Origin of the sequence: Pseudoalteromonas sp. SR43-7 (genome assembly GCF_014163785.1) — a bacterium.
Taxonomy (GTDB): domain Bacteria; phylum Pseudomonadota; class Gammaproteobacteria; order Enterobacterales; family Alteromonadaceae; genus Pseudoalteromonas; species Pseudoalteromonas distincta.
In genome coordinates this window covers 75,638-98,961 of record NZ_JACJDY010000019.1, presented here as the reverse complement: position 1 = coordinate 98,961, position 23,324 = coordinate 75,638, and the positions used below count along the sequence as shown (strand labels likewise).

Annotated in this window: 18 protein-coding genes and 1 riboswitch; of the genes, 11 read left to right on the top strand and 7 right to left on the bottom strand. The window is 39.3% G+C overall.

The genetic code is table 11. The annotated features are described in order from the left end of the window. The first annotated feature begins 441 nt into the window (after window positions 1–441). The gene (thiI, locus tag H5087_RS14740; RefSeq protein ID WP_182672547.1) at window positions 442–1,899 is read left to right on the top strand and encodes a tRNA uracil 4-sulfurtransferase ThiI; all 1,458 of its coding nucleotides are present in this window, start codon (window positions 442–444) and stop codon (window positions 1,897–1,899) included. Between the two features lie 25 nt (window positions 1,900–1,924). On the opposite strand, the gene H5087_RS14735 is transcribed toward thiI, so the two are convergent. Beyond that, window positions 1,925–2,827 carry a ketopantoate reductase family protein gene (locus H5087_RS14735; RefSeq protein ID WP_182672546.1) on the bottom strand — a complete coding sequence of 301 codons (903 nt, stop codon included), beginning with the start codon at window positions 2,825–2,827 and terminating at the stop codon, window positions 1,925–1,927. Then, window positions 2,820–3,173: a VanZ family protein gene (locus H5087_RS14730; protein WP_002958754.1), complete on the bottom strand. Its 354-nt coding sequence runs from the start codon at window positions 3,171–3,173 to the stop codon at window positions 2,820–2,822. The genes H5087_RS14735 and H5087_RS14730 overlap by 8 nt, the downstream gene beginning before the upstream one ends. Window positions 3,174–3,325: 152 nt before the next feature. On the opposite strand from H5087_RS14730, the gene H5087_RS14725 reads away from it, so the two are divergent. The 3 genes from H5087_RS14725 to H5087_RS14715 all read left to right on the top strand — a co-directional run bounded on the left by H5087_RS14725 (window position 3,326) and on the right by H5087_RS14715 (window position 6,894). Then, complete coding sequence (locus tag H5087_RS14725) at window positions 3,326–3,808, top strand: YajQ family cyclic di-GMP-binding protein (protein ID WP_002958753.1); 483 nt, start codon at window positions 3,326–3,328, stop codon at window positions 3,806–3,808. 33 nt (window positions 3,809–3,841) lie between these two features. After that, the gene (locus H5087_RS14720; protein WP_259397776.1) at window positions 3,842–4,792 is read left to right on the top strand and encodes an ABC transporter substrate-binding protein; all 951 of its coding nucleotides are present in this window, start codon (window positions 3,842–3,844) and stop codon (window positions 4,790–4,792) included. A 54-nt stretch (window positions 4,793–4,846) separates the two neighbouring features. Next, window positions 4,847–5,031, top strand: a riboswitch (cobalamin riboswitch). A 36-nt stretch (window positions 5,032–5,067) separates the two neighbouring features. Further along, window positions 5,068–6,894: a TonB-dependent receptor domain-containing protein gene (locus H5087_RS14715; protein ID WP_182672545.1), complete on the top strand. Its 1,827-nt coding sequence runs from the start codon at window positions 5,068–5,070 to the stop codon at window positions 6,892–6,894. A gap of 77 nt (window positions 6,895–6,971) precedes the next feature. Here H5087_RS14715 and msrA read toward each other — a convergent pair whose 3' ends face one another. The 3 genes from msrA to H5087_RS14700 form a co-directional block, all read right to left on the bottom strand. Beyond that, window positions 6,972–7,508 carry a peptide-methionine (S)-S-oxide reductase MsrA gene (gene msrA / locus H5087_RS14710; protein ID WP_182672544.1) on the bottom strand — a complete coding sequence of 179 codons (537 nt, stop codon included), beginning with the start codon at window positions 7,506–7,508 and terminating at the stop codon, window positions 6,972–6,974. Window positions 7,509–7,593: 85 nt separating this feature from the next. Next, entirely contained in the window at window positions 7,594–10,692 is a 3,099-nt protein-coding gene (locus tag H5087_RS14705) for an efflux RND transporter permease subunit (protein ID WP_024603401.1), read from the bottom strand. Between the two features lie 3 nt (window positions 10,693–10,695). Continuing rightward, window positions 10,696–11,748: an efflux RND transporter periplasmic adaptor subunit gene (locus tag H5087_RS14700; RefSeq protein ID WP_182672543.1), complete on the bottom strand. Its 1,053-nt coding sequence runs from the start codon at window positions 11,746–11,748 to the stop codon at window positions 10,696–10,698. A 246-nt stretch (window positions 11,749–11,994) separates the two neighbouring features. Between H5087_RS14700 and H5087_RS14695 the strand changes: the two genes are divergently transcribed. The 6 genes from H5087_RS14695 (at window position 11,995) to H5087_RS14670 (ending at window position 17,433) form a co-directional block, all read left to right on the top strand. After that, on the top strand, window positions 11,995–12,699 hold the full coding sequence (locus tag H5087_RS14695) for a DUF2982 domain-containing protein (protein WP_182672542.1): 705 nt from the start codon (window positions 11,995–11,997) through the stop codon (window positions 12,697–12,699). Window positions 12,700–12,721: 22 nt separating this feature from the next. Continuing rightward, on the top strand, window positions 12,722–13,054 hold the full coding sequence (locus tag H5087_RS14690; protein WP_024596875.1) for a hypothetical protein: 333 nt from the start codon (window positions 12,722–12,724) through the stop codon (window positions 13,052–13,054). A gap of 69 nt (window positions 13,055–13,123) precedes the next feature. Beyond that, complete coding sequence (locus H5087_RS14685; protein WP_182672541.1) at window positions 13,124–14,773, top strand: DUF1566 domain-containing protein; 1,650 nt, start codon at window positions 13,124–13,126, stop codon at window positions 14,771–14,773. A gap of 9 nt (window positions 14,774–14,782) precedes the next feature. Next, window positions 14,783–15,301, top strand: a complete 519-nt coding sequence (locus H5087_RS14680; RefSeq protein ID WP_182672540.1) for a DUF1566 domain-containing protein — start codon at window positions 14,783–14,785, stop codon at window positions 15,299–15,301. A gap of 165 nt (window positions 15,302–15,466) precedes the next feature. Beyond that, window positions 15,467–16,384 (top strand): ExeA family protein, encoded by a 918-nt coding sequence (locus H5087_RS14675; protein ID WP_165744853.1) that lies wholly within the window; start codon window positions 15,467–15,469, stop codon window positions 16,382–16,384. Window positions 16,385–16,395: 11 nt separating this feature from the next. After that, window positions 16,396–17,433: a general secretion pathway protein GspB gene (locus H5087_RS14670; protein WP_182672539.1), complete on the top strand. Its 1,038-nt coding sequence runs from the start codon at window positions 16,396–16,398 to the stop codon at window positions 17,431–17,433. 53 nt (window positions 17,434–17,486) lie between these two features. Here the strand turns inward: H5087_RS14670 and H5087_RS14665 are convergent, their stop codons facing one another. Continuing rightward, a complete protein-coding gene (locus H5087_RS14665; RefSeq protein WP_182672538.1) occupies window positions 17,487–18,680 on the bottom strand; it encodes an HD-GYP domain-containing protein in 1,194 nt (397 codons plus the stop codon). A gap of 118 nt (window positions 18,681–18,798) precedes the next feature. Then, window positions 18,799–22,602: a bifunctional proline dehydrogenase/L-glutamate gamma-semialdehyde dehydrogenase PutA gene (gene putA, locus H5087_RS14660; RefSeq protein WP_182672537.1), complete on the bottom strand. Its 3,804-nt coding sequence runs from the start codon at window positions 22,600–22,602 to the stop codon at window positions 18,799–18,801. A gap of 168 nt (window positions 22,603–22,770) precedes the next feature. Here putA and H5087_RS14655 point away from each other — a divergent pair, with 168 nt between their 5' ends. Next, window positions 22,771–23,253 carry a winged helix-turn-helix transcriptional regulator gene (locus H5087_RS14655; RefSeq protein ID WP_024596882.1) on the top strand — a complete coding sequence of 161 codons (483 nt, stop codon included), beginning with the start codon at window positions 22,771–22,773 and terminating at the stop codon, window positions 23,251–23,253. The last annotated feature ends 71 nt before the right edge of the window (window positions 23,254–23,324 follow it).

Sequence of the window (23,324 nt, the reverse complement as noted above, 5' to 3'; positions counted from 1 at the left end):
ATTGCCCGAAATTAATGCATTACTGCAGCTTAGTAATGTTTTTACTCTGGCATTATTGAATGGCGCTAATGCATGTTTAAAGTACTTATGGCAAACTGATGTCTCAGGCATAGCAGTTGTGACTTGTGTGGGTTGTGGTGATTTACATAAGATCATAAATTGCTGTGCCTGTCACGTTTTGGGGATTCGTCAGCCCTTCGGGCAGCGCATGTTTGGCATTTATGCTACGTTATCGCCTATTTATAGGGAATAACCACGCTACATATGCTCTGCCTTGCTTAAATACCAAACACACTGCTGCAAATTTAACCTCGAAAGATAAATAGGCCCTTGCGGTTGCTTAATCGATAATTATTGGCTGTTTCCTAGACGCTGAATTTTTTGCTATAATCGCGCGCCAAATGCCTGGGAGCGCGAATTCCCGCAGTCTAAGAGTGAACTATGCTTAAATTTATCGTCAAACTACATCCTGAAATAGCCATCAAAAGCCGTTCGGTCCGTAAACGCTTTACTAAAGTGTTAGAAAATAACATTAAAATTGTATTGCGACGTCTTGACGAAAAAGTACAAGTAAGAAATAACTGGGATAATATTTCAGTTGTTACAAAGCTTGAAGATGCACAAGTTCGCCTTGATTTTATCGACAGCCTTAAACGCATACCTGGTATCGTTCAGTTTATTGAAGTAACTGAGACGCAATTTGAAACTCTCGATGATATCTATCAAAAAACAATAGAGTTAGTGGGTCACACAATTGTGGGTAAAACTTTTTGTGTGCGTGCTAAGCGTATAGGCCAACATGACTTTACCTCGACTGATTTAGAGCGTTATGTTGGTGGTGGGCTAAATCAACATATTGAAGGCGCAAGCGTTAAGCTTAGCCGTCCAGAAGTGACAATACGCTTAGAAGTAAAAGACGATAAAGCTTATATTGTTTCGCAAACGCATTTTGGTATGGCGGGCTTTCCACTACCAACGCAAGAAGACGTGCTTTCACTTATGTCGGGTGGTTTTGACTCTGGCGTAGCAAGTTACCAAATGATTCGTAAAGGCGCACGTACGCACTTTTTATTCTTTAATCTAGGTGGCGCAGCGCACGAGATTGGTGTTAAGCAAGCGAGCTATTTTTTATGGAAAAAATACAGCTCAACACATAAAGTTAAATTTATTACAGTTGATTTTGAACCTGTTGTTGCTGAAATTCTAGAAAACGTTGAAAACAGCCAAATGGGTGTTGTACTTAAACGTATGATGATGCGAGCAGGAAGTGTAGTGGCTGAAAAGTTGAACATTCAGGCGCTTGTCACTGGTGAAAGTATTGGCCAAGTATCTAGTCAAACATTAGCGAACTTAAGTGTGATTGACCGTGTTACTGAAACGCTTATTTTACGCCCGCTAATTCAAAATGATAAACAAGAAATTATTAATCTTGCTCGCCAAATTGGTACTGCTGAAATGGCTGAAACGATGCCTGAATATTGTGGTGTTATTTCTAAAAAGCCGACAGTTAAAGCCAAAATTGAAGTAATAGAAGCTGAAGAAGAAAAGTTCGATTTTGATGTGCTAGATACCGTAGTAAATAACGCGCGCATAATGGATGTACGCGATATTGACGTAGAGGCAAAGCAAGAGCTAAAAGAGGCTGAGTCGGTTGCTGATTTACCTGCAGGCTCTGTAGTTATTGATATTCGCTCACCTGAAGAAGAAGAAGCTGCACCGCTTGCAATCGATGGTGTTGAGGTGGTGCATTTACCGTTCTTCCGTTTGGCTACTAAGTTTGGTGATTTACCAAAAGACACTGACTACTATTTATATTGTGACAGAGGCGTAATGAGCCAACTACAGGCACTTATGCTGCACGAACAGGGCTTCGAAACTGTAAAAGTTTATCGCCCGTAAAGTTAAAAGCTTATATAAGCGTGGTTTATACCACGCTTTTTTTTGCCTGAATTTTGACTAGCAACTCATCGTTGAAAGGCGTTGGAATACTGTGAAGTTTACCTTGTTGGCTAATATAGCCACATATAGCTGATATTTCGGTTTCTCTATTGTGAGCTATATCTTGCTGCATTGATGAGTAATTATTTGCGGTTAATTCCATTATTTTATAAGCGGTATTGAGAGCTTTAATTAATGGAATATTAAGCCCTTGAGCCTTTGCAATATTACACGCTTCAGTGAGTGCATTAAAAATTATTGTATTGTACTTAGGTGCACGTAATTCACCATTTTTTACATTACTTAAAGCGCTTAATGGGTTAATGGCAATATTGACGAGTAGCTTTTCAAAACGAAGCTGCTGAATGTTATTAGTAAACTTTAGGTTGGGTATTACTTTAAAAATATCAGCTATTGGCGCGCTATTTTGAAGTGCAAGCTCATTACAGCCACCAATAACGCTTTGTCCTTCACCTGTGTGTTGCACAATATATTGGTTTGATTTAAAGCCCGCTACGCTTGTCGTTAAAAAGTAGAGTGCTTGATGGGTGTTTAGCTGGTTATTTATCTCATCAACGTTGCCCATTCCATTATGCGAAAGTACAACAGAGCAATGTGTTGGTAAAAATGGCTTTATTTGAGAAAACGCATCAAGCACTTGAAAAGCTTTAACAGTAAATAAAATTACATCAAATTCAGTTGCTTTATCTAACTGATTTAATGAAATGAATTTTGCGTCAATTTTTTTTGATGCACCCTTACCCCTACTGTAAAAGCGGGTGTTTGTTGGGTTTTTACGAGTTAAAACACTGACATTATGCGATGCGCTCAAAAAGTGGCTCAGCAATAAGCCAATAGCGCCATCGCCAACGATTAAAATATTAGCCATGTGGGTTCTTTTTTCGAGGTGTAAAAATTACTCTAAGTAAAAAGTAGCTTGCAGCACCTGCAAAATCAGCAAAAAAATCACCAAGTGATGCTTGCCTATAAGGGAGTGCGTCTTGCATTATTTCTATTGAGGCGCCATAGCCTGCTAATAAGAGTATTTGAGCATATAAAGGAAGCTTAAAAGCCTTGTCCATTATTATGGCTAATATAAAAAAAATCCCAAAATGGGCAACTTTATCAACATGAGGAAATAAATTTACAACGCCACCTTTTATTTCTTTGGCAAATAAAAAGGTGAAAGCCACTATGCTGATTAAAAAAACTGCTTGATAAACACGCCTTGTCACGACAAATCCTAAAATCGCTTAAAAAAGAGGCGCAAGTATATCAAACTAATTTAGTATCGCACCTGAACAAGATGCAGAAAAATGTAAAGATTTATAATTTTAGCGTTATAATTGCCACATAAAATTAAGATTAAATAGTTAGGAGTATACTAATGCCTTCATTTGATATTGTATCTGAAGTAGAAATGAACGAAGCTAAAAATGCGGTTGATAACGCAAACCGTGAACTAGAGACTCGCTTTGATTTTAGAGGCGTTGATGCATCTATTGAGCTAAACGATAAAACAATTAAGCTTAAAGCAGAAGCTGACTCTCAAGTTATGCAGTTGTTCGATATTTTAGCGGGAAAAATTTCAAAGCGCGGTATGGATGTAGCTAGTTTAGAACTTCAAGATATTAGCCGTGCAGGAAAAAATGTATTTCGTAACGTTGGGTTAAAGCAAGGTATCGAAAAAGACATGGCCAAAAAAGTGGTTAAAGCCATTAAAGATTCAAAAGTTAAAGTACAAGCCGCTATTCAAGGCGAAGAGGTACGTGTGACAGGTAAAAAGCGTGACGATCTTCAAGAAGCAATGCAGGTAGTACGCAGTGCCGATTTAGGTCAGCCTTTTCAGTTTAAAAACTTTCGCGACTAATTTATAAACTGTTTTTAATAAAAGTGCTTTAATTTGTCTATATTTGCAGACAGATTAAAGCTACTTAATCTTTTTACAACTTTCCCACTTTATCCTCTCGTAGTTCTGCATGTGTTAATCCTCTTTTTGATATTTAAGCTATTATATTTAATTGAATATAATAAAAATTTCACTGTAGAAGGTATTAAAATGAGACCCCATCAATTATTTCTGTTATTTGTTTTGCTTATATTTACCAAGCCAAGCTTATCAAAGGCAGTTGATATTGATGTATTGGTCGAAGATGGCTACTTTCCGATTATTATTAACGCGCAAAAGAAGCAGGGCTTTGCTCCTGAGTTTATTAATATTTTAAACGACGCACAGGAGGAATTTAATTTTATACTTATTTCTTTACCTGTAAAAAGGCTTACTTTGTCTGTTGAAAAAAATAACTTCGACGTTTTATTTTTAATGGCAATGCAATGGCTGCCAAAAACAACGCAGAAAAACATTGAAAAAACTGAATTTTATACCATCACCAAAAACGAGCTTTATACACTCAAAGAGAATGCGTCAGAGCAAACTTATTTTGACAATCTGGACAAATTAACCAAAGTTGGGGTTTTAGGGTACTCGTATCAATTTGCAGGATTTAATACAAATGCCGAATACTTGAGAGAAGAGCACCAGGTAAGCCTAACAATTGATGAATTCAATGTAGTTAAAATGCTGCTATTGAGGCGCGCTGAAGTCGGGGTTTTAAACAGTATTGCTTATCAGTATTTTAAAAAGCAGAATATCTTAAATATGGATTTACTATTTAAGAGTGACGTACCAGATGCAGTGTATGAAACACATTTTTTGATTAACTCACAATCAAATAAAATATCTAGTCACAAAATGGATGAAATATTAAATTTACCTACTACACAAATGCAACTTCAGAAGCTACTTGATAAGTACGGTATTCCTTCAAGCTATAATAATACAGCACTGAACTGAAATAGCTTTTAGCTATATAGACGTCCATTGACATTTGTAAACAAAATGCTCACAATGACGGCATATTTTCAAGGTGCTTGCTAGCCACTTCATGTAATGATTTTTTTAGCAGGATAATCGGGAAGTTGGTGCGTTTTCATGATGACTACAAGCCCAACACTGCCCCCGCAACGGTAGAGTATTGCATGTTTTTATGTGCTTACTGAGTCCGGAGACCGGCCTTGATGCAATCTTACTTACTTAAATCTTTGCGGTGGGCAAAGGTAGGGGATCTCATGTTAAACAAAACAACTCTAGGCGTTGCAATTTCTGCTGCGCTTTCATTTTCTGTGTCTGGTGCAGAGCAATCAATTGAAAAAATAACCGTTAAAGCTAATAAGTTTGAGCAATCAATTAACGACGTTTTAGCGAGTGTAAATGTTATTGAACGTGCTGAAATAGAAGCTAGTAACGTACGCGATTTACCTACACTTTTAAGCACGCGAGTAGGTTTTCAGGTTAATCCAAACGGTGGTTTTGGTCAAAATACAGGTGTGTCACTTCGTGGTACGGGCTCTGGCGATACGTTGATTTTAATTGACGGTGTACGTACAGGCTCAGCAACACTAGGTCAAAAAGCATTAAATAATGTTCCTCTAAATAGTATTGAACGCATAGAAATTATTAAAGGCTCTCGCGCGGCTGTTTATGGCTCTGATGCACTCGCTGGTGTTATTAATATTATTACGCGTGAGTCAGATAACTTATCCCTAAGCGCTACATTTGGTTCTGACTCTTATCAAAATTATCAAGTTGCAGGCTCTGTAAAATCAGATGATATAACAACAGCATTTAACGCAGGCTTTGAAAAAACAGATAACTTTGATGTACTGCAAGGCGTAGCACCTGATGAAGATGGCTATGAAAATAAAAACCTTGGTTTTAAAGTTAACTACACCGATGCACATTACGGCGACTTTAAGTTATTAGGCCAATACAGTGAAGGCTATGCAGATTACGACAGTCGCTTTAGCCCTGCAGACAGCACGATTGAACGAGATGATTTTAAAAACTATCAACTTTCTGCAGGTTGGAGTAAAAACTACACTAACCAAACGCATAGTATTGATTTAGCGCTTTCAACAGATGATTCAGATAACACTTATGTCGATTTTTCAGTTGGGCCAACAACAAGTACATTTATAACTAAACGCACACAAATTGATTATAACGGCCAGTACCTGTTATCTAATGAACTTAACATTAGTGGTGGTATTAATTGGTACAACGATGATGTGTCGCATAGTTCGCAACTATTTGTTGAAGACAGCCGCGATGTACTTGCTGTGTTTGTAGGTGCTTACTACGATGCAGATAAAGTATTGGCTAATTTAACTGTTCGCCAAGATGATGACGAGCAATTTGGCGATGAAACAACGTATACAGCCGCTGCAGGTTATCATTTATCTGAAGATGCAACATTTCGTATAAGCCAAAGTACTGGCTTTAAAGCTCCTACATTTAACGATTTATATTATCCACTTTATGGTAACCCTGATTTACAACCTGAAAAATCAGTAAACCGTGAGTTAGGTTTGAGTGTAGATTTTGATATAGCGCAAGTTGATATTGCAATATTTAGAAACGATATAGAAGATAAGATTGATTACGATGCAAACTTTGCATTGGCTAATATCGATGAAGCACGTTACGAAGGGGTTGAATTTAGCTTATCTCAGCAGTTTTTTGGTTTTGATAGCAACCTTAACTTTGCTTACTTAAGCGCTGAAGACGAAGAAACGGGCGCAGAGTTGCGTAATGTTGCTAAACGTACTTTTAACTGGGAACTTGCAAAACAGTTTGGTGCTTTTGATGCAAGCTTAGACATGCAATACCGTAGCGACCGACAAGGTGCTGTGACTCGCTTAGGCTCTTATACACTTTGGAACTTAGCGGGTAATTATCAAGTAAATGAACATATTGAAGTTTCGCTTCGTGTAGAAAACTTATTTGATAAAGAATATAACGCTGTTGATTCAAACACTGATTTTACAACGGGTGAAGTGTATTACTACAACACGGCAGAGCGTCGCTTTTTTGCAGGCGCAAGCTACCAGTTTTAACGGTATTTATTAATATTAAAAAGCCCGACTTATGTCGGGCTTTTTAATGTGTAGCTAAGTTTAACTACTAAAATTAGCTAGTCAGCTAAGAACTCTTTAAATACGGTTTCAAACTTGTGTAACTTAGGTGCTATTAAAATACTACAGTAACCCTGCTGTGGGTTTTCGTTATAGTAATCTTGATGATAATGCTCTGCTGGATAATACGTAGTGGCAGGGCTGACTTCTGTCACAATTGGCTCAGCGACATGGCTTTGCAGTTGAGCTATCACTTCGGTGGTTTGCTTAAGTTGAGCTTCATCGTGATAGTAAACCACACTTCTATATTGTGTGCCTATATCGTTACCTTGGCGATTCAATTGTGTTGCATCATGCAGTGTGAAAAACATTGCTAAGAGTGTTTCAAAGCTAACTACAGTCGCGTCAAATTCAATTTTAACAACCTCAGCGTGACCGGTTGTGCCTGAGCATACAGAATCATATGTTGGGTTATTTGTTTCACCGCCGGTGTAGCCAGAGCTTACGGTTAGTACGCCATTTACACGTCTAAATGCAGCATCTATACACCAAAAACAGCCGCCACCAAATGTTGCTACTTGCGTTGTTGAGCTCATAAGTATTCCTAAAATGTATATGGGGTTTAAAGGCGAGCATAAATTGTATGCGCCGCAACAACAAGGTTACGGCGCAATTAAGAGGCTAGATCTCTTCGAAAGGTTTTTCAGCGGCTTGTTTGTCTAATTTTTGCTGTAAAAATTCAGGTGATTGAGTGTTACGTGCAAGTGCATAATATGCAGCAGGTACAACAAAAAGAGTTAGTAGGGTCGATACAATAACCCCAGTAAACACGACTACACCTATCACCATACGGCTTTCAGCGCCCGGACCTGAAGCAAGTACTAAAGGTACCGAACTCATAACCGTAGTCAGCGAGGTCATAATAATAGGGCGCAAACGCTGAGTTGCTGCTTGCAAAATAGCTTCACTAAATTCAACGCCTTTATCGCGCAGTTGGTTAGTAAATTCTACAATCAAAATACCGTTTTTAGCACTTAGCCCTATGAGCATGACAATACCAATTTGGCTGTAAATATTTAAGGTAAGTCCTGTAGCCCAAAGTCCGAACATAGCGCCCATTAAACCAAGTGGTACGGTAAGCATAATGACGAACGGATGCATAAAGCTTTCAAACTGCGCTGCCAGTACTAAAAAGGTAACAGTGAGTGCAAGTATAAATACGTAGGTCATCGCTGATGCGCCTTCGTAATAAAGCTGCGACTCGCCTTTGTAATCTACGGCGCCATCTATATCGTTTTCTTGCGCGGCTACTTCGTTTAAAAAGTTAAGCGCTTGCTCAAGCGTATAACCGTCGGCTAAGTTGGCGCTTAATGTAATTGCGCGCATACGGTTGTATCGGTTTAAGCGCGATGCGGTTGCTTCTTCTTTTAAGCTGATAAGGCTATCAAGTGGGACTAGTTCACCGCTTCGTGATTTAAGGTATATATTTGAAATGTCAGTAGGGTTAGTAAAGTCTTCTTTCGTCCCTTTTAAAATTACATCGTATTCTTCACCGCGGTCAATAAAGGTTGTAACACGGCGCTGGCCAAGCATTGTTTCAAGTGTACGGCCTACATCAGATACTGAAACGCCTAAATCAGCGGCCTTGTTTTTATCTATGCTGACTAAAAACTGCGGGAAGGTTTCTTTATAATCATGATCGATTCTTACTAAACCTGGGTTTTGTTCAGCACGCTTAATTATACGGTCACGCCAATCGGCAAGTTGTGCATAATCATTACCTTGCAATACAAACTCAATAGGGCGAGATGAACCACCACCGCCAATACCACGGCGCATAATGGCAAATGCACGAACATCGGTAACTTCTTGCATTTTACCGCTTATTTCGTCCATTACTTCCCATGTTGAGCGTTTGCGCTTATCCCAATCGGCCATACCAACAATAGCAACACCGCCGCTGCCACCCCAGCCAGGTACTCGAACAAGTACGCGACTTAGCTCACCTGCTTGCGAGTAAGGCATTAAGCGTTCTTCAATTTTAGCCATATTAGCGGCGTTATTTTCGTAACTTGCGCCCTCAGGGCCGCTCATCATAATAAAGAACGTGCCACGGTCTTCTTTTGGCGTTAGCTCAGAGGGAACTTGTAAAAACAACGAGTAACTAACAAAGCCCGCTAATAATAAGCTCACCATTAAGCCCCATTTACGGGTTATGTTAGTGGAGAGCGAATTACGGTAACTTACTTCAATTTTAGTAAACTGGCGGTCCATCCATTGGCTAAATTTATTTGGTTTGTCTGATACTTTAAGTACTTTAGAACACAAGGCTGGTGCGAGAGTCAGCGCTGTAACACTTGAGAAAAATACGGCAGCACTCACCGCCATTGCAAACTCAGTAAATAATGCCCCTATACGGCCATCCATAAATACAAGTGGCACAAACACCGATATTAGTACAAGCGTGGTTGCGACAATGGCAAAACCAACTTCACGCGCACCTCTATATGCAGCTAGTAATGGCGGCTCACCTAGTTCAATACGACGGTGAATGTTTTCAAGCATTACAATGGCATCATCTACTACTAAACCAATAGCCAGTACTAAGGCAAGTAAAGTGAGTAAGTTGATTGAGTAACCCATTGCTAATAAAAACATAAAGCTACCAACAAGTGCGACCGGTACGGTAACCGCAGGAATAAGCGTTGCTCGTATATTGCCTAAAAACAAAAATATAACGAGTACGACTAAACCCATAGAGATGGCAAGTGTGCTGTAAACTTCACTAATTGATTCTTTAATAAATACAGACGAATCGTAGCTGTCTTGAATTGTTGTGCCTTCAGGTAGGTTACGTTTGATTTTTTCAAGTTCGCTGCGTGCGTTGTCTACTACGGTAAGCGTGTTTGCTTTAGCTTGTTTTACAATTCCTAGGCCAATCATGTTGCGCCCGTTACCACGAAATAAGCTTTCGTCATCGGCAGCTTCTAATTTTACGTCGGCAACTTCACCTAAACGCACTAAATAACCTTCTTCACCACGTTTAATAACAAGGTTTTTAAAATCGCGCTGATCTTTATAACTACGTGCAGTACGCACGGTAAAGTCGCGATCTATTGATTCTATTTCGCCGGCAGGTAATTCAACGTTTTCTGTACGCAGTGTATTTTCAATATCGCTTGAGGTAATACCGCGTGCAGCCATTGCTTGGCGGTTTAGCCAAATTTTCATAGCGTATTGGCGCTCACCACCAATACGTACATTAGATACACCATCTACTACGGCTAAGCGGTCAACAATAAAACGCTGCGCGTAATCAGAGAGCTGTAACGAGTCCATTGTTTCGCTGTTTAATACAAACCATGCAATAGGGCTTTCATCACTGTTTGATTTAGACACTTCTGGTGGGCGTACCTGATCGGGTAAACTATCAAGTGCACGTGCTACACGTTCACGTACATCGTTAGATGCAGCATCTATGTCGCGGTTAATATCAAACTCAATGGTAATGTTTGAGCGCCCATTACGGCTCGAAGAGTTAATACTTTTAATACCTTCAATACCGGAAATTCGATTTTCTATTATTTGCGTTATTTTGGTTTCTATAATTTCGGCAGAAGCTCCTGTGTATTCAGTGCTGATATTTACTATTGGCGTTTCAATATCAGGGTACTCACGAAGTGGCAGCATAGTAAATGCAACCAGACCAAAAGTAAGAAGCAGCAAATTAATTACTATGGCAAAAACGGGGCGTTTAACGCTAGTATCAGTAATTTTCACGTATTACCCCTTTACGCTTACTTTACTACCAGAGCGAATTTTTATTAGCCCTTCAGTAACAATTTGCTCGCCATCATTTAAACCTTCATCGATAGCAACCCAGCCATTATTTCTGCCAGCAACATGCACTTCAACCTTATTGGCTACTCCGTCTTGAATTTGAAAAACAAAGTGTTTGTCTTGTAAAGGGATAACCGCTTTTTCTGGCACCATTAAAGCTTGGTTACTGCTTAGCTCAAGTGCTGTATTTAGTAGCATACCTGGGCGAAGTAATCCTGATTTATTAGCAAAACTTGCAGTTACTTCAACACTGCGTGTTACCGAATCAATACGCGAGCTAATATGCGTTACCTTGCCGTTAAATGTCTGCCCTGGGTAGGCATCGTTTTGGGTAAGTACTTTCATACCTATGTTTAATTGTGCTAAATATTTTTCAGGTACTTTAAAGTCAACTTTAATAATACTAATATCATCAAGTGTGGTGATTATTGTTGTGTTGCTTACGTAGGCACCAACTGATATTTCACGCTTACCTAACAGGCCTGAAAATGGCGCGGTAATAGTCATTTCATTTAACTTTGTTTTAGCGCTTTCTAGTTGAGCTTCAGTGGCATCAACACGAGATAATTGTTCTTCAAGTAATGACTTTGCCGTTGATTGCGAGCGTGAAAGTTCGGTAAGGCGTTCTAACTGGCGTTTTTCCTCACGTAAGTTAATACCGAGTTCTTTAACTGCAAGTTGCTCTTGTTGGCTTTGTAACTGTACTAATTTTTGTCCTTTACTGACTAAGTCGCCATCTTTAAAATATATATCTGTGACATAATCGTTTTGCGCACTTTTTATATAAATAGCTTGGTTTGCACGTGCACTACCGATGGCCTCTATCATCACTGCGTTTTCCTCAGAAGTAACAGTATGAGCCGTTACTTGGGTAGACATTTGTGATGAATCGGCTTGTTCGCCGTGGCTAGCGGGTAAATATAAATAAACGCTAAATATTAGAAGTAACGTAATAATAAATGGAAAAAGTGCTTTACCTGATTGTCTTGAGTACATTGATTTCATACCTGAAAATGAATTGTAAGTATTGTACGAAATAAGACCGTGAAAAGACGGTTATGTATCTCATAAATTTGTGCGTTAAGCGTAAAAGTAAATAAGATTTATTCATTGTTCCTATTTTGTTGAGGAAAAAGCGGTAATGTATGAAATTTAAAACTAGCTGTAACTTATGTATAACAACAAGAAAGGTCATAATTTGGGGCATTATTATGTTTGTTTTTTATATGGTGTTTTACCGATATGGATAAATCTGACAATGTCATTAAGTTTCGGGCACAGGGCGCGCGAAACGCAATTGAGGCGATTGTTGTAGGTGCTATAGGCTTAGTCTTTATTATGTTATTTAATTTACTGAGGCCGGGTGAAATTAGCATACTTGAAATATTTTTAGTGAGCTTGTGCCTTGTGGCTATTTTTATTGGATTTTTAAAATCTCAAGAACCATACCATAGCCTTATATTGAGCGAATCTGAGCTCGTTTATTGCCACAAGTACGGAGCTTGGTGTATGCCTCATAGTAACTTTCATCACAGTGGAATACCCAAAGTAGAAGATGGCTTTGACTATTTAGAATTAAATGCGGTTGGCGTTAAGGTAAATGATATAGACGACTTTTTATCAAGCATAGCGCCTAGAATTGCAGGGAAATTATTAATAGAGCAGCGTAATTTATTTATGCAAGTTGTTCAAAAACATTGCAAAAATGGCAATTGCCCATCAGAATGGTTAATAGAAGATACACATTACACATCCCATAAAGGGATAAGCTATACTGGGCTTATAGCCATGTTTGCTAATAGAACTAAGCACCTTCAGCAGCTAACAGGTTACGATTTATTATTGCCTGCCAGCGTGTTAGATAGAGATATTTGGGCATTTAGTGCTAACTTAAATAAGTGGAAGCTCGAGCCTAGTCAGTTTATAGCGTCGCAGCTTAGTAATTAAGCTACGACTGTAGGAAAGAAAAATGAGTCAAGAGAGAGCCTTTTTAAAAAGTGGTCGAAACACCATAATACATAAAGATAAAAAGCATGATTTAGTGATTGTAAACTCTGAAATTCATCCTCGAATTAAAGTAACGCAACATGGTCTGGAGCCATTTAAAGAAGAATTACCTAAAAACCGCCGTGATGCAAAAGAGCGTTATTTAGAAATGGTTTATGTAAGTAGCGCTGATGTATTTGGCGAAGAAAAGCAGTTGCTGTTTATTCAAGCTCTAGACGGGCGTGAATACAAAATAGATTACAGTAAAATCGGTACGAAGTTGTTTGTACGTATTCATCAAGACACATATATGTAGTACTTTAATGGCATCTTTATTGCTAGTGATTACACTATAGTAATTATTTGACATAATAAGGTGCTGCGTATGAAAGCGTTTGCTTTAATCCCCCTCATTTCTTGTAGTTTACTGAGTGCGTGTGGAGGCGGTGGCGGTGATAGCGATAATACAGTTGTTGAAACGTCTGTTAATGCTGGAGCCGATTTACAAATTATCGAAAAATCTGAATTTACCATCACAGCACAAGGTTCCCCCGCTGATGGTACGTTTTCATGGCAACAAGTTAGTGGCCCAAGCATAGAAGGTTTCCCCCTTGAAGGCGCTGAGCAAACACTTACTGCACCTGACGTAAAAACTGATAGTGAAATAATATTAAGAGTGAGCTATCAAAGTACAGGTAGTAGCGCTGTTAGTGACGACATTTCTATTTCAGTGAGCTCTAATAACCAACTACCTCTTGCTGTTGTTACACAAACATCTCCTGAAACACTTCCCTCTGTATACAAAGATACAGTGACTTTGAGTGCCCTAGAGTCGAGCGATCCTGATGATAATGGCCAAATTGATAGTTATTTGTGGCAATTGCTATCGGGTCCTGATTTAGATATTGAGAGTTTTAATGAATCAACTCTTAGTTTTTCTCATCCATTACTTGAAAGTAACGTGAATTTATCTTGGCAGCTAACTGTCACTGATGATGAAGGTGGCGAGGCGAGCACTCAATATTCAATGACACTCAACAAAACAAATGAGTTAGTGGATGCAAATGCAGGCGCTGATCAAAATGTCGAAGAGTTTGAAGAAGTAACGCTTGATGCAACGAATAGCGAAACCGTTACCGATACCTATAAGTGTAAATGGCAACAACTTACCGGTAATACCGAAACATTAAGCAATAGCGACCAATGTACAACGACATTTTTTGCCTCAGATGTTGATACTGAGTCTACATTGAGCTTTGAAGTCACGGTAACCGACTCAAAAGGACGCACAGATACAGACTCCTTATTTGTTGATGTATCAGCTAAAGCACTTGGATTCATCAACGATAGTGGTGTTGGTGAGTGTTATAACAATACTCAACGTATTAATTGTGAAAGTGATGACTTTCCAGCGCAAGATGCAGAGCTTGGACGCGATAGCTATGCAAACCGCTTAGATAAAGTTGGCAAAGGTAATTTAGCGTTTGATTACACTAAACTTAATGAGTTTGCTGATGAGGTTGGTGATGATAGTCCTGACTTTACCTGTATACGCGATAATGTTACTGGGCTTGTATGGGAGGTGAAAAGTGTGGCATCTGGCACGGTACCAAATACTTCGTTACGTGATGGTCAAAATCATTACTTTTGGGATGTAGGGAATACGACTTTTACCGATACCAGTACCGCCAATTCAACGTGTCCGGACAATACAAGTTGTGGAGTACAAAGTTATATAAACGAAGTTAATGATTTAGATTTTTGTGGTGGTACAAACTGGCGATTACCTACTTATACAGAGCTTTTGGGCTTAATTGATTACGGTAAACAAGGGCAAAGTATATTAATTGATGAGGCATTTTTTCCTAATATGCCAAGTGAAAGTGCATTAAGCCATTTACGTTACTGGACCTCTCAAACAGCAGCTGATGGTACCAGTTTATCTCAAGCGTATATCATTGATATGAGTGATGGTAACGACCTTGCTTATCCAAAAGAAAATACTGCTTATGTACGTTTAGTTAGAAGTCGTTAGGAGAAAATAATGAAATTTAAATTACTCTATGCACTAGCAACTATAAGTTTGAGCTTTAATATTGCAGCGGCGCAAACGTGCTACGACGGTGCAGATACCACAACACCGACAGATAGATTTACTATAAATACAGATGGCACAGTGTCTGATAGTGAAACAGGCCTTATGTGGCAACGCTGTAGTTATGGACAAACTTATAATACAGAGACACAACTTTGTGAAGGTTCAACACCTTCTCTTACTTGGCAAGAGGCACTACGCGGTGCTAAAAATGATACAACCGCAGATTACGATGATTGGCAAATGCCTAACATTAAAGAATTGGCGAGTATTTTAGAGCACAGTTGCACAGAGCCGAGTATTAATGAAGACGTATTTTTGGGCACTAAGCTTCAAAACTATTGGTCAAATACATCGGGTGTAAGCACGATGAGCTCAGCGTGGGTTTATCAATTTGATAGTGGGTTGAATAGCTTACATGCTAAAACCAGTAATGTGTATTTACGATTAGTGCGCTACGAAGAGTAAAATGCATACTAAGATTAGACAGACAAAAGTGCAGCCTTAAAACAGCTGCACTTTTTTGTTTTACATAAATTTACGTTATTTCAATAATAAAGCGCTTACAACGTTGTCACTCAGTGCAATTTTTTGCCATTATAGGCCGTGATTTAATTACGAAGGAACATCACGGTGTATTTAAGCTATTTTGGCCTGAACGAAAAACCTTTTTCGATTTCGCCCAACCCTCATTACTTATTTTTAAGTGAACGACATAAAGAAGCCTTAGCACACCTTACCTATGGATTAGGTGAAGACGGTGGTTTTGTATTATTAACAGGTGAAGTAGGTACAGGTAAAACTACAATTACCCGCAGTATGTTAGAGCAGCTTCCTGAAAACACTCAAGTAGCGATGATCCATAACCCAGCGCTTTCAGAGCTGGAGTTATTAGCCAGTATTTGTGATGAGCTCAATATTAGTTACGATGTTCATAATGCGACGCTTAAAAGTCTTACCGATATTATAAAAAAGCATTTAGAGACTAATAATAAATCGGGCGGGCACACTATACTTATTATTGACGAAGCACAATTACTTGCCCCTAACGTGCTTGAGCAATTACGTTTGCTGACAAATATAGAAACCGATCATAAAAAATTATTACAAATAGTATTGGTTGGTCAACCTGAGCTGCAAGATCTTTTGAAGCGCAACGAATTAAGGCAACTTGCCCAGAGGATAACGGCTCGTTACCATTTATTACCACTTACGCAAGGCCAAACAGTCGCTTACATAAAGCATCGGTTACATATTGCAGGGTGTGATAAAGGAATCTTTTCGATGGATGCCATGCAAGCTGTTCATCAATTAACTGGCGGTGTGCCACGATTAATGAACTTGGTCTGTGAGCGTGCTTTAGTTGGGACTTTTGCAAAGCAGCAGTTGATAGTTGATAGCGATATAATAAAAAAATCAGCCCATGAGTCATTACCCATGGATTTTGTAGCACCGGTTAACGAAGCTAACAAAGCAACGTCATTTGTACCCTATAGCCTTGCATTCGCTGCTTTATTTGCCGTAGGCATTGGGCTTTCATTTATTTTATAGTTAGGTAAGTTATGTCTTATTTATTAGATGCGCTAAAGCAGTCGCAGCAATCAGATATGAGTGCTGAACAGTACGACTTACAATCTGAGCAGTTAAAGCAACAGCAAGCACTTAAGCGTTATAGACGATTAGCATTAGTATTTGGTACAAGCTTAGCTGCTTTTATTGCGGTAGCGGGTGGCTTTACCGCCGGAAAGTGGTTTCAAAGTACGACTTTATTAAACGCAGCGGAACCCGCTGTAATTAAGGTGGTGGAAAGCGAAAAATCATCGCCTAACAAAGACGTTAAAGAGGAAGATGCTGAAGCTGAAAAACAGCAAGTAGCTAAGTTGGAGCCTGCTAAAGTAGCTCCAACAAATACTGCAACGATTGAAGGGCAACTTGTGCATGTGCAAACCCCCAATGGTGTACAGCAAATGTTATTAACCCCAAATGGTCAGTATATTCCTATGCCGTCGAGCCAGGTCACGAGCGCAGCAGGTTATAATCAGCAAAACATGCAACAAGTAATGCCTGTTCAAAATTATAATCAGCCAGCGTTTAACCCACAAAGTAATTACAATCCAAATAATGCACAAAACACTGCGGTATTTGGGCAAAATCAAAATACCGCATCGGCTCAACTTGATATGAGTAAATATAAAGTATTGGGTAAGCCAATTAAAGGCAGCACCCAATCTCAACAGACGAGTGACCCTGAGCTTGATGCTGTGCCTACAACTCTTAAAAATGCATTTGCGCAAGCTATACAAGATGTCGAAAAAAACCAAGATTATGAAGTTACTCAAGCGTCAAAAACGTCATCACGTGTTGAGCCTGTTGAGTTATTACCTGATGGTTTGCAATCAATGTTACCTAGTATTAAATATCAAGCGCATATATATTCATCGAGTGCTGATAAACGTTGGATCAAGCTAAATGGCCGAGAATTACACGAAGGAGAAAGCATAGGAGCTCTAACAGTCACAGAAATTACACCTGAGCAAAGTGTGCTAGATTTTGATGGTTATGAGTTTAGCTTAAAAGCTTTGCAAGACTGGCCGCAGTAAGCGCTTAGTTATCATGTTGAGAGCTCGGTAGAATATTGAGCTCTCAATAGTGCTTAGGATAATATTGAATTTTTATAAAAGCGTTCTAAATCAATGTTATATTCTTTAGGTTTAATCGCTGACTCAAGAGTGTCTACAGTTTTTTTATTAGATAAATCAATATCTTTTACTTCGGTGTAGCGGCTATGCTTAGCGCTGTAAAATGTTTTAACGACAGGTTTTAGTGGTGCCCCCGGATTACTCTCGGTGACCAAACCCACTCTTTGACTCGATAACCTTACAAGCGTTCCTACCGGATGGATGCCAATACATTGAATAAATTTATTAAGCAGCACAGGATCAAAGCTATCAGGGCACCCGTCTTTTAATATTTTAAACGCCTTTATTGGCTCCATGCCTGCTTTATAAACACGTTCTGCGGTAAGTGCATCATAAACATCTACAATTGACGCCATACGCACATACTGACTTATCTCGTCACCTTTTTTACCAAACGGGTAGCCTTTACCATCGAGTCTTTCGTGGTGCATACCTGCAATATCTACCGCAATTCCTGTTAAGCCAGAGTCTTCTAATATCTCTTTACTGAAAAGCGAATGCATTTTCATTATTTTAAATTCGTCGTCTGTAAAGCGGCCAGGTTTGTTTAGCACTTCATCAGGGATTTTTATTTTACCAATGTCGTGTAATAGTGCGCCAGTAGTCAGCTCAACAATAGTGTCTTTCTCTATATTTAAGTGTTTTGCAAAAATACCCATTAATATTGATACATTAATTGAGTGCTCAAGTAGGTAGGCATCTTTTTGGCGCATTTGGGTAAGGCAGGCTAGGGCATCTTGATTTCTAAAAACAGAATCCATAAAGCCACTTGCCAGTTCTCTAAACGGGGTTATATCTATATCACGGCCAGCTTTTATATCTTTAAATGCTTTTATTTGCAGTGTTTTTGCTTCGTCATAAAGCTTTTTTGCTTTTCCCATTTCTTGCTCAGCGCTGTTTATTTTTTGCCAAGGATCACGCTTTATTTTTGTTGTAGGTGTAGTGATAGGATCTTTTTCAGGGACTGAATCAATGAGGGTTTTATCTGGGTCGATTTCTACTTCTAAAATACCTGCTTTTATCAGGTTATTAATACCAGCTTGAGTTTTAACCCAGCCTTGGTTTTTAATTTTAATGCTGCCAGTTTGTTTGGTAACGCTTTGCACAAACATACCTGGGACTAACTTAGTAATAGGAATGGTTTTCAATTTCACGGCTTCAGTTGTTAATCTACTTTTAAACTAACAAACTTATACGTAACGACCAAATAAAAAAGGCACTTTACAGTGCCTTTTTTTATTTTTTAGTGAAAAACTATTAGCTTAATTATTCATCATCTTCAACAAGCGTCATTAGCGAGGTATTACCGCCTGATGCTGTTGTATCAATACTAATTGTTTTTTCAGTAATTAAGCGCTTGATTAATGTATCGTAATACTCAGAGCTAATTACCGGTAAAATTGCGCCTTTACGCTGTGCAAGCTGTTGGCTGAAGTAGCCTAAACGAGACGAGCGAGCGGCAACTACCGCACCAGCTAAATGAGGGTGAGCTAAGATAGCTTGTAACTGATTAGGTTTAGCTACTTGGAAAACACCTTCAGCAACACCTGTAGAGATAAATTTATCTTTAAAGGCAACAGCTTCATCGTAAAACAGCTCAGACGCTACAGTAATTACCGTATTACCTGCGGCAATAGCGGTAATGATAGACAATGCCCAGAAGTTAAATGATGTGCTCTTATCTGCATAACACACTACACAACCACGCGCTTCTAGATGAAGTGTATTAGACTCACCCGTTGGCCCTGGCAGGGTAGTAAATTTACGCATGTGCTTTTCAAGGCGGTTAAGCTGTGCACGAGCTTCTGATAATGTTAATGCTAAATCGTCTGCTAAATCGTCGATAATTTCTACCGTCGCGATTTTAGCAAGCAACTGACGTACAGCCGAAACTCGGTCGTTTAGTGGTGTTGCACGCCAGATTTTTTCATCGCGCATTGAGTTAGCCATTAGCTTTTTAACTTGCTCATCTGCACCGCTGTAGTGGTGTAAATCAAGCTCATCTGGCGTCAGGTTTGTCATTTGCACGTTATCTGGTGATGCCTTTTCTTTTACTAAACGTTGAAGGTAGTTAGGGCCACCGGCTTTAGGGCCAGTACCTGATAAACCACGGCCACCAAATGGTTGCACACCAACAATAGCACCAATCATGTTTCGGTTAATGTAAACATTACCCGCACGTGACATTTTAGCAAGGTACTCACAGCGCTCTTCAATACGTGAATGTACACCCATTGTTAAGCCATAACCTGTGTTGTTAATTTGATCCATCACATCATCAAGTTCGCTCGATTTAAAGCGAACAATATGAACACATGGGCCAAATACTTCACGCTTAAGTACTGATAAATCTTTGATTTCGTATAAACGAGGTGCAAAAAAGTATGCGCCATTTTGCGTGTTATCCGGAATTTTACACTCGTAATGAAGTATAGAATTACCTTTTAAGTACTCAACGTGCTCGTTTAAGTTTTTAAGTGCTTTTTCATCAATTACCGGACCAACATCAGTTGATAGTAACGATGGGTCGCCAATGTGTAGCTCAGCTAGGGCACCTTTAAGCATTTCGATAATGCCATCTGCTACGTCATCTTGAATGAATAACACACGAAGAGCAGAACAACGTTGCCCAGCACTTTGAAAACCAGAACTGATCACATCGTCAACTACTTGCTCAGGAAGCGCCGTTGAGTCGACAATCATACAGTTTTGGCCACCTGTTTCTGCAATTAACGGTACTTGAATATCGTTACGTGCAGCAAGTGTTTGAGAAATTAATGTGCCTGTTTCAGTAGAGCCTGTAAACATAACCGCTTGAATGCGCTCATCAGGAACAATTGTTTTGCCTACTTCAGAACCACGAGCAATAACCGGTTGAACAACATGCTCAGGTAAACCAACAGACAGCATTAGTTCAATAGCACGAAGGGCTATTAAACTTGTTTGCTCAGCAGGCTTTGCAATTACAGTGTTACCTGTAACAATCGCAGCGGCAACTTGGCCTAAGAATATTGCAAGCGGGAAGTTCCACGGGCTAATACATAAAATAACGCCACGGGCTTCAAAACGCTCATCTTGCGATAGCTCCTCAGCGCGCGCCGCGTAGTAACGGCAAAAATCAACCGCTTCACGTACTTCATCAATACCATCTTGCGCTACTTTACCTGCTTCTTTAATACAGATAGCAACAAGTTCGTCGTGATGACGCTCTAATATGTCAGCAACGCGACGCAGTAAGTTAGCACGTTCTCTTACTGGTGTTTGTGACCATGATTCAAGTACAGCTTCAGCGTTAGCCAGTAATACTTTCATCTCTTCGCCAGTTTGCAATTTAACGTGGCCGATGATTTCTTTGTGATTTGCTGGGTTTTTAACAGCTAATGAGCCTTCAGGTACTTGGCTTTGCTCAATTAAGTGCTCGTTAAACCATGTTTCAAGATTCTCTTTGAAAGGGGTAATAACGTTAATGTCGGTTAAATCCATGCCTTTAGAGTTAGCACGTTCTTCACCGTATAAATCAATTGGCATTTTGATTTGCGTATTGTACTTGTTACGCAAGCCTTGCAATGTTTCTACAGGGTCTGGAAGTAATGATTCAACAGGTTTTGTTGTATCTACAATGGCGTTTACAAATGATGAGTTAGCACCATTTTCTAATAAACGACGAACAAGGTACGCAAGGAGGTCTTCGTGTTGACCAACTGGGGCATATACGCGGCACTGAATTTTTTCTTCGTTAACGATTTGGTCGAATAATGACTCACCCATACCGTGCAAACGTTGAAACTCAAAACCAGTGTTGTCGCCTTTGGCTACTTCTAAAATAGTCGCGGCAGTGTAAGCGTTATGTGTAGCAAATTGCGGATAAAGCACATCGCGCGCTTCAAGCATTTTAATAGCACACGCTTTGTAAGAAACGTCTGTTGTTGCTTTACGGGTAAATACTGGGTAATGATCTAAACCATCTTGCTGTGTGGTTTTGATTTCAGTATCCCAGTATGCGCCTTTAACTAGACGTACCATCATCTTGCGACCAACGCGGGTTGCAAGATCAGTTAGCCATTCAATTACAAAAATAGCGCGTTTTTGATACGCTTGAACAGCTAAGCCAAATCCTTGCCAATCACCAAGATCTTCATCACTGAATACCGCTTCAATTACATCTAATGAAATATCTAAACGGTCTGCTTCTTCAGCATCAACGGTAAAGCCGATATCGTATTTTTTAGCGGCAAGCGCAAGTTCTTTTAACTTTGGTACAATTTCTTCCATCACACGGTCTTTATGAGTGAACTCATAGCGTGGATGAATAGCAGAAAGCTTAACTGAAATGCCCGGGCTCTTAATTGGACCACGACCATTAGCCGCTTTACCAATTGAGTGTATAGCATTCATGTAGCTGTCAAAGTAACGCTTCGCATCTTTCATTGTGCGCGCGCCTTCGCCTAGCATATCGTAAGAATACACATAGCCTTTTTGCTCTGTTTCGGCAGCACGTTCAATTGCTTCGTCAATGGTACGACCCATTACGAATTGCTTGCCCATAATTTTCATAGCAAAGTTTACAGACTTACGAATAACTGGCTCGCCTAAACGACCAATGGTCTTTTTAAGCATGCCGAACTGTTGTTCTTTAGTTTTGTCTGTGTAGTTAACCATTTTACCGGTAACTAATAATCCCCAAGAAGACGCGTTTACAAATAAAGAATCGCTGCTTCCTAAATGTGAGCTCCAATCACCTTTGGCTAACTTGTCACGAATAAGTACATCTTGAGTTGCTTTATCTGGTACGCGAAGCAGTGCTTCGGCCAAACACATTAATACAACGCCTTCTTCACTAGAGAGTGAAAATTCATTTAAAAGCGCATCAACACCGCCTTGCCCATCTTGCTCTTTACGAATGTTCAAAACAATCTGGCGGGCTCTTTCCCAGGCACGACTTCGTGCTTTTACGCCTACTTCTGCAAGCGGTAAAATATGATCAATAACTGCATTTTCATCTATGCGGTAAAAGTCACGGATTCTTTGTCTGATAGGACAAGTAGTAGTTAAATCGCCGTTGAATAACATAAGCAACCCTCAGGATGTTAAGAATTAAAGTAAAATTAATTACCAATAAATTACCAGTGATATTGTGAGTGCATTCTAATTAAAATTCAGCAGAATATGCTGGTTAAATTTCGCGATTTACGATAATTTACAGGGTATAAATTTAACTTATCCGCATAAAATTCTGTTATGACAATTCCAAATAGATTACGCATGCTAGATCGTATTGATTTAGCCATACTAGACGTTCTTCAAAAGAACGGCAGAATTTCTAATGTTAACCTCGCAAAACAGGTTAATTTGAGTGCCAGCCCGTGCCTAGATCGTGTTAAACGATTAGAGCAAGAAGGGTATATTGAAGGCTATTATGCCAAGCTTAGCGAAGCTAAACTTAATCAGAGCTTAGTAGCGCATGTTCAAGTATCGCTTGTTGCTTCAAATACAGCTGTATTTAAAGTATTTAGAGAGCACATATTAAGGATAGAACAAGTAGTCGAATGTGACATGGTTGCTGGTGGTTATGATTACTTATTAAAAATTCGCGTTTCTAATATGGAAGAATATAGACAAGTTCTTGGCGACTTAGTAGATATTCCCGGCGTGGGTACTCATCATACTTATATGGTGATCGAAAAGATTAAAAAGGACGAAGGATTGCTAATCGATATTTAAGCTTTTCTCAAGTAATAAAAAAACCGCAATTGCGGTTTTTTTATTTTAGTAGATAAATGCTATGCCAAATA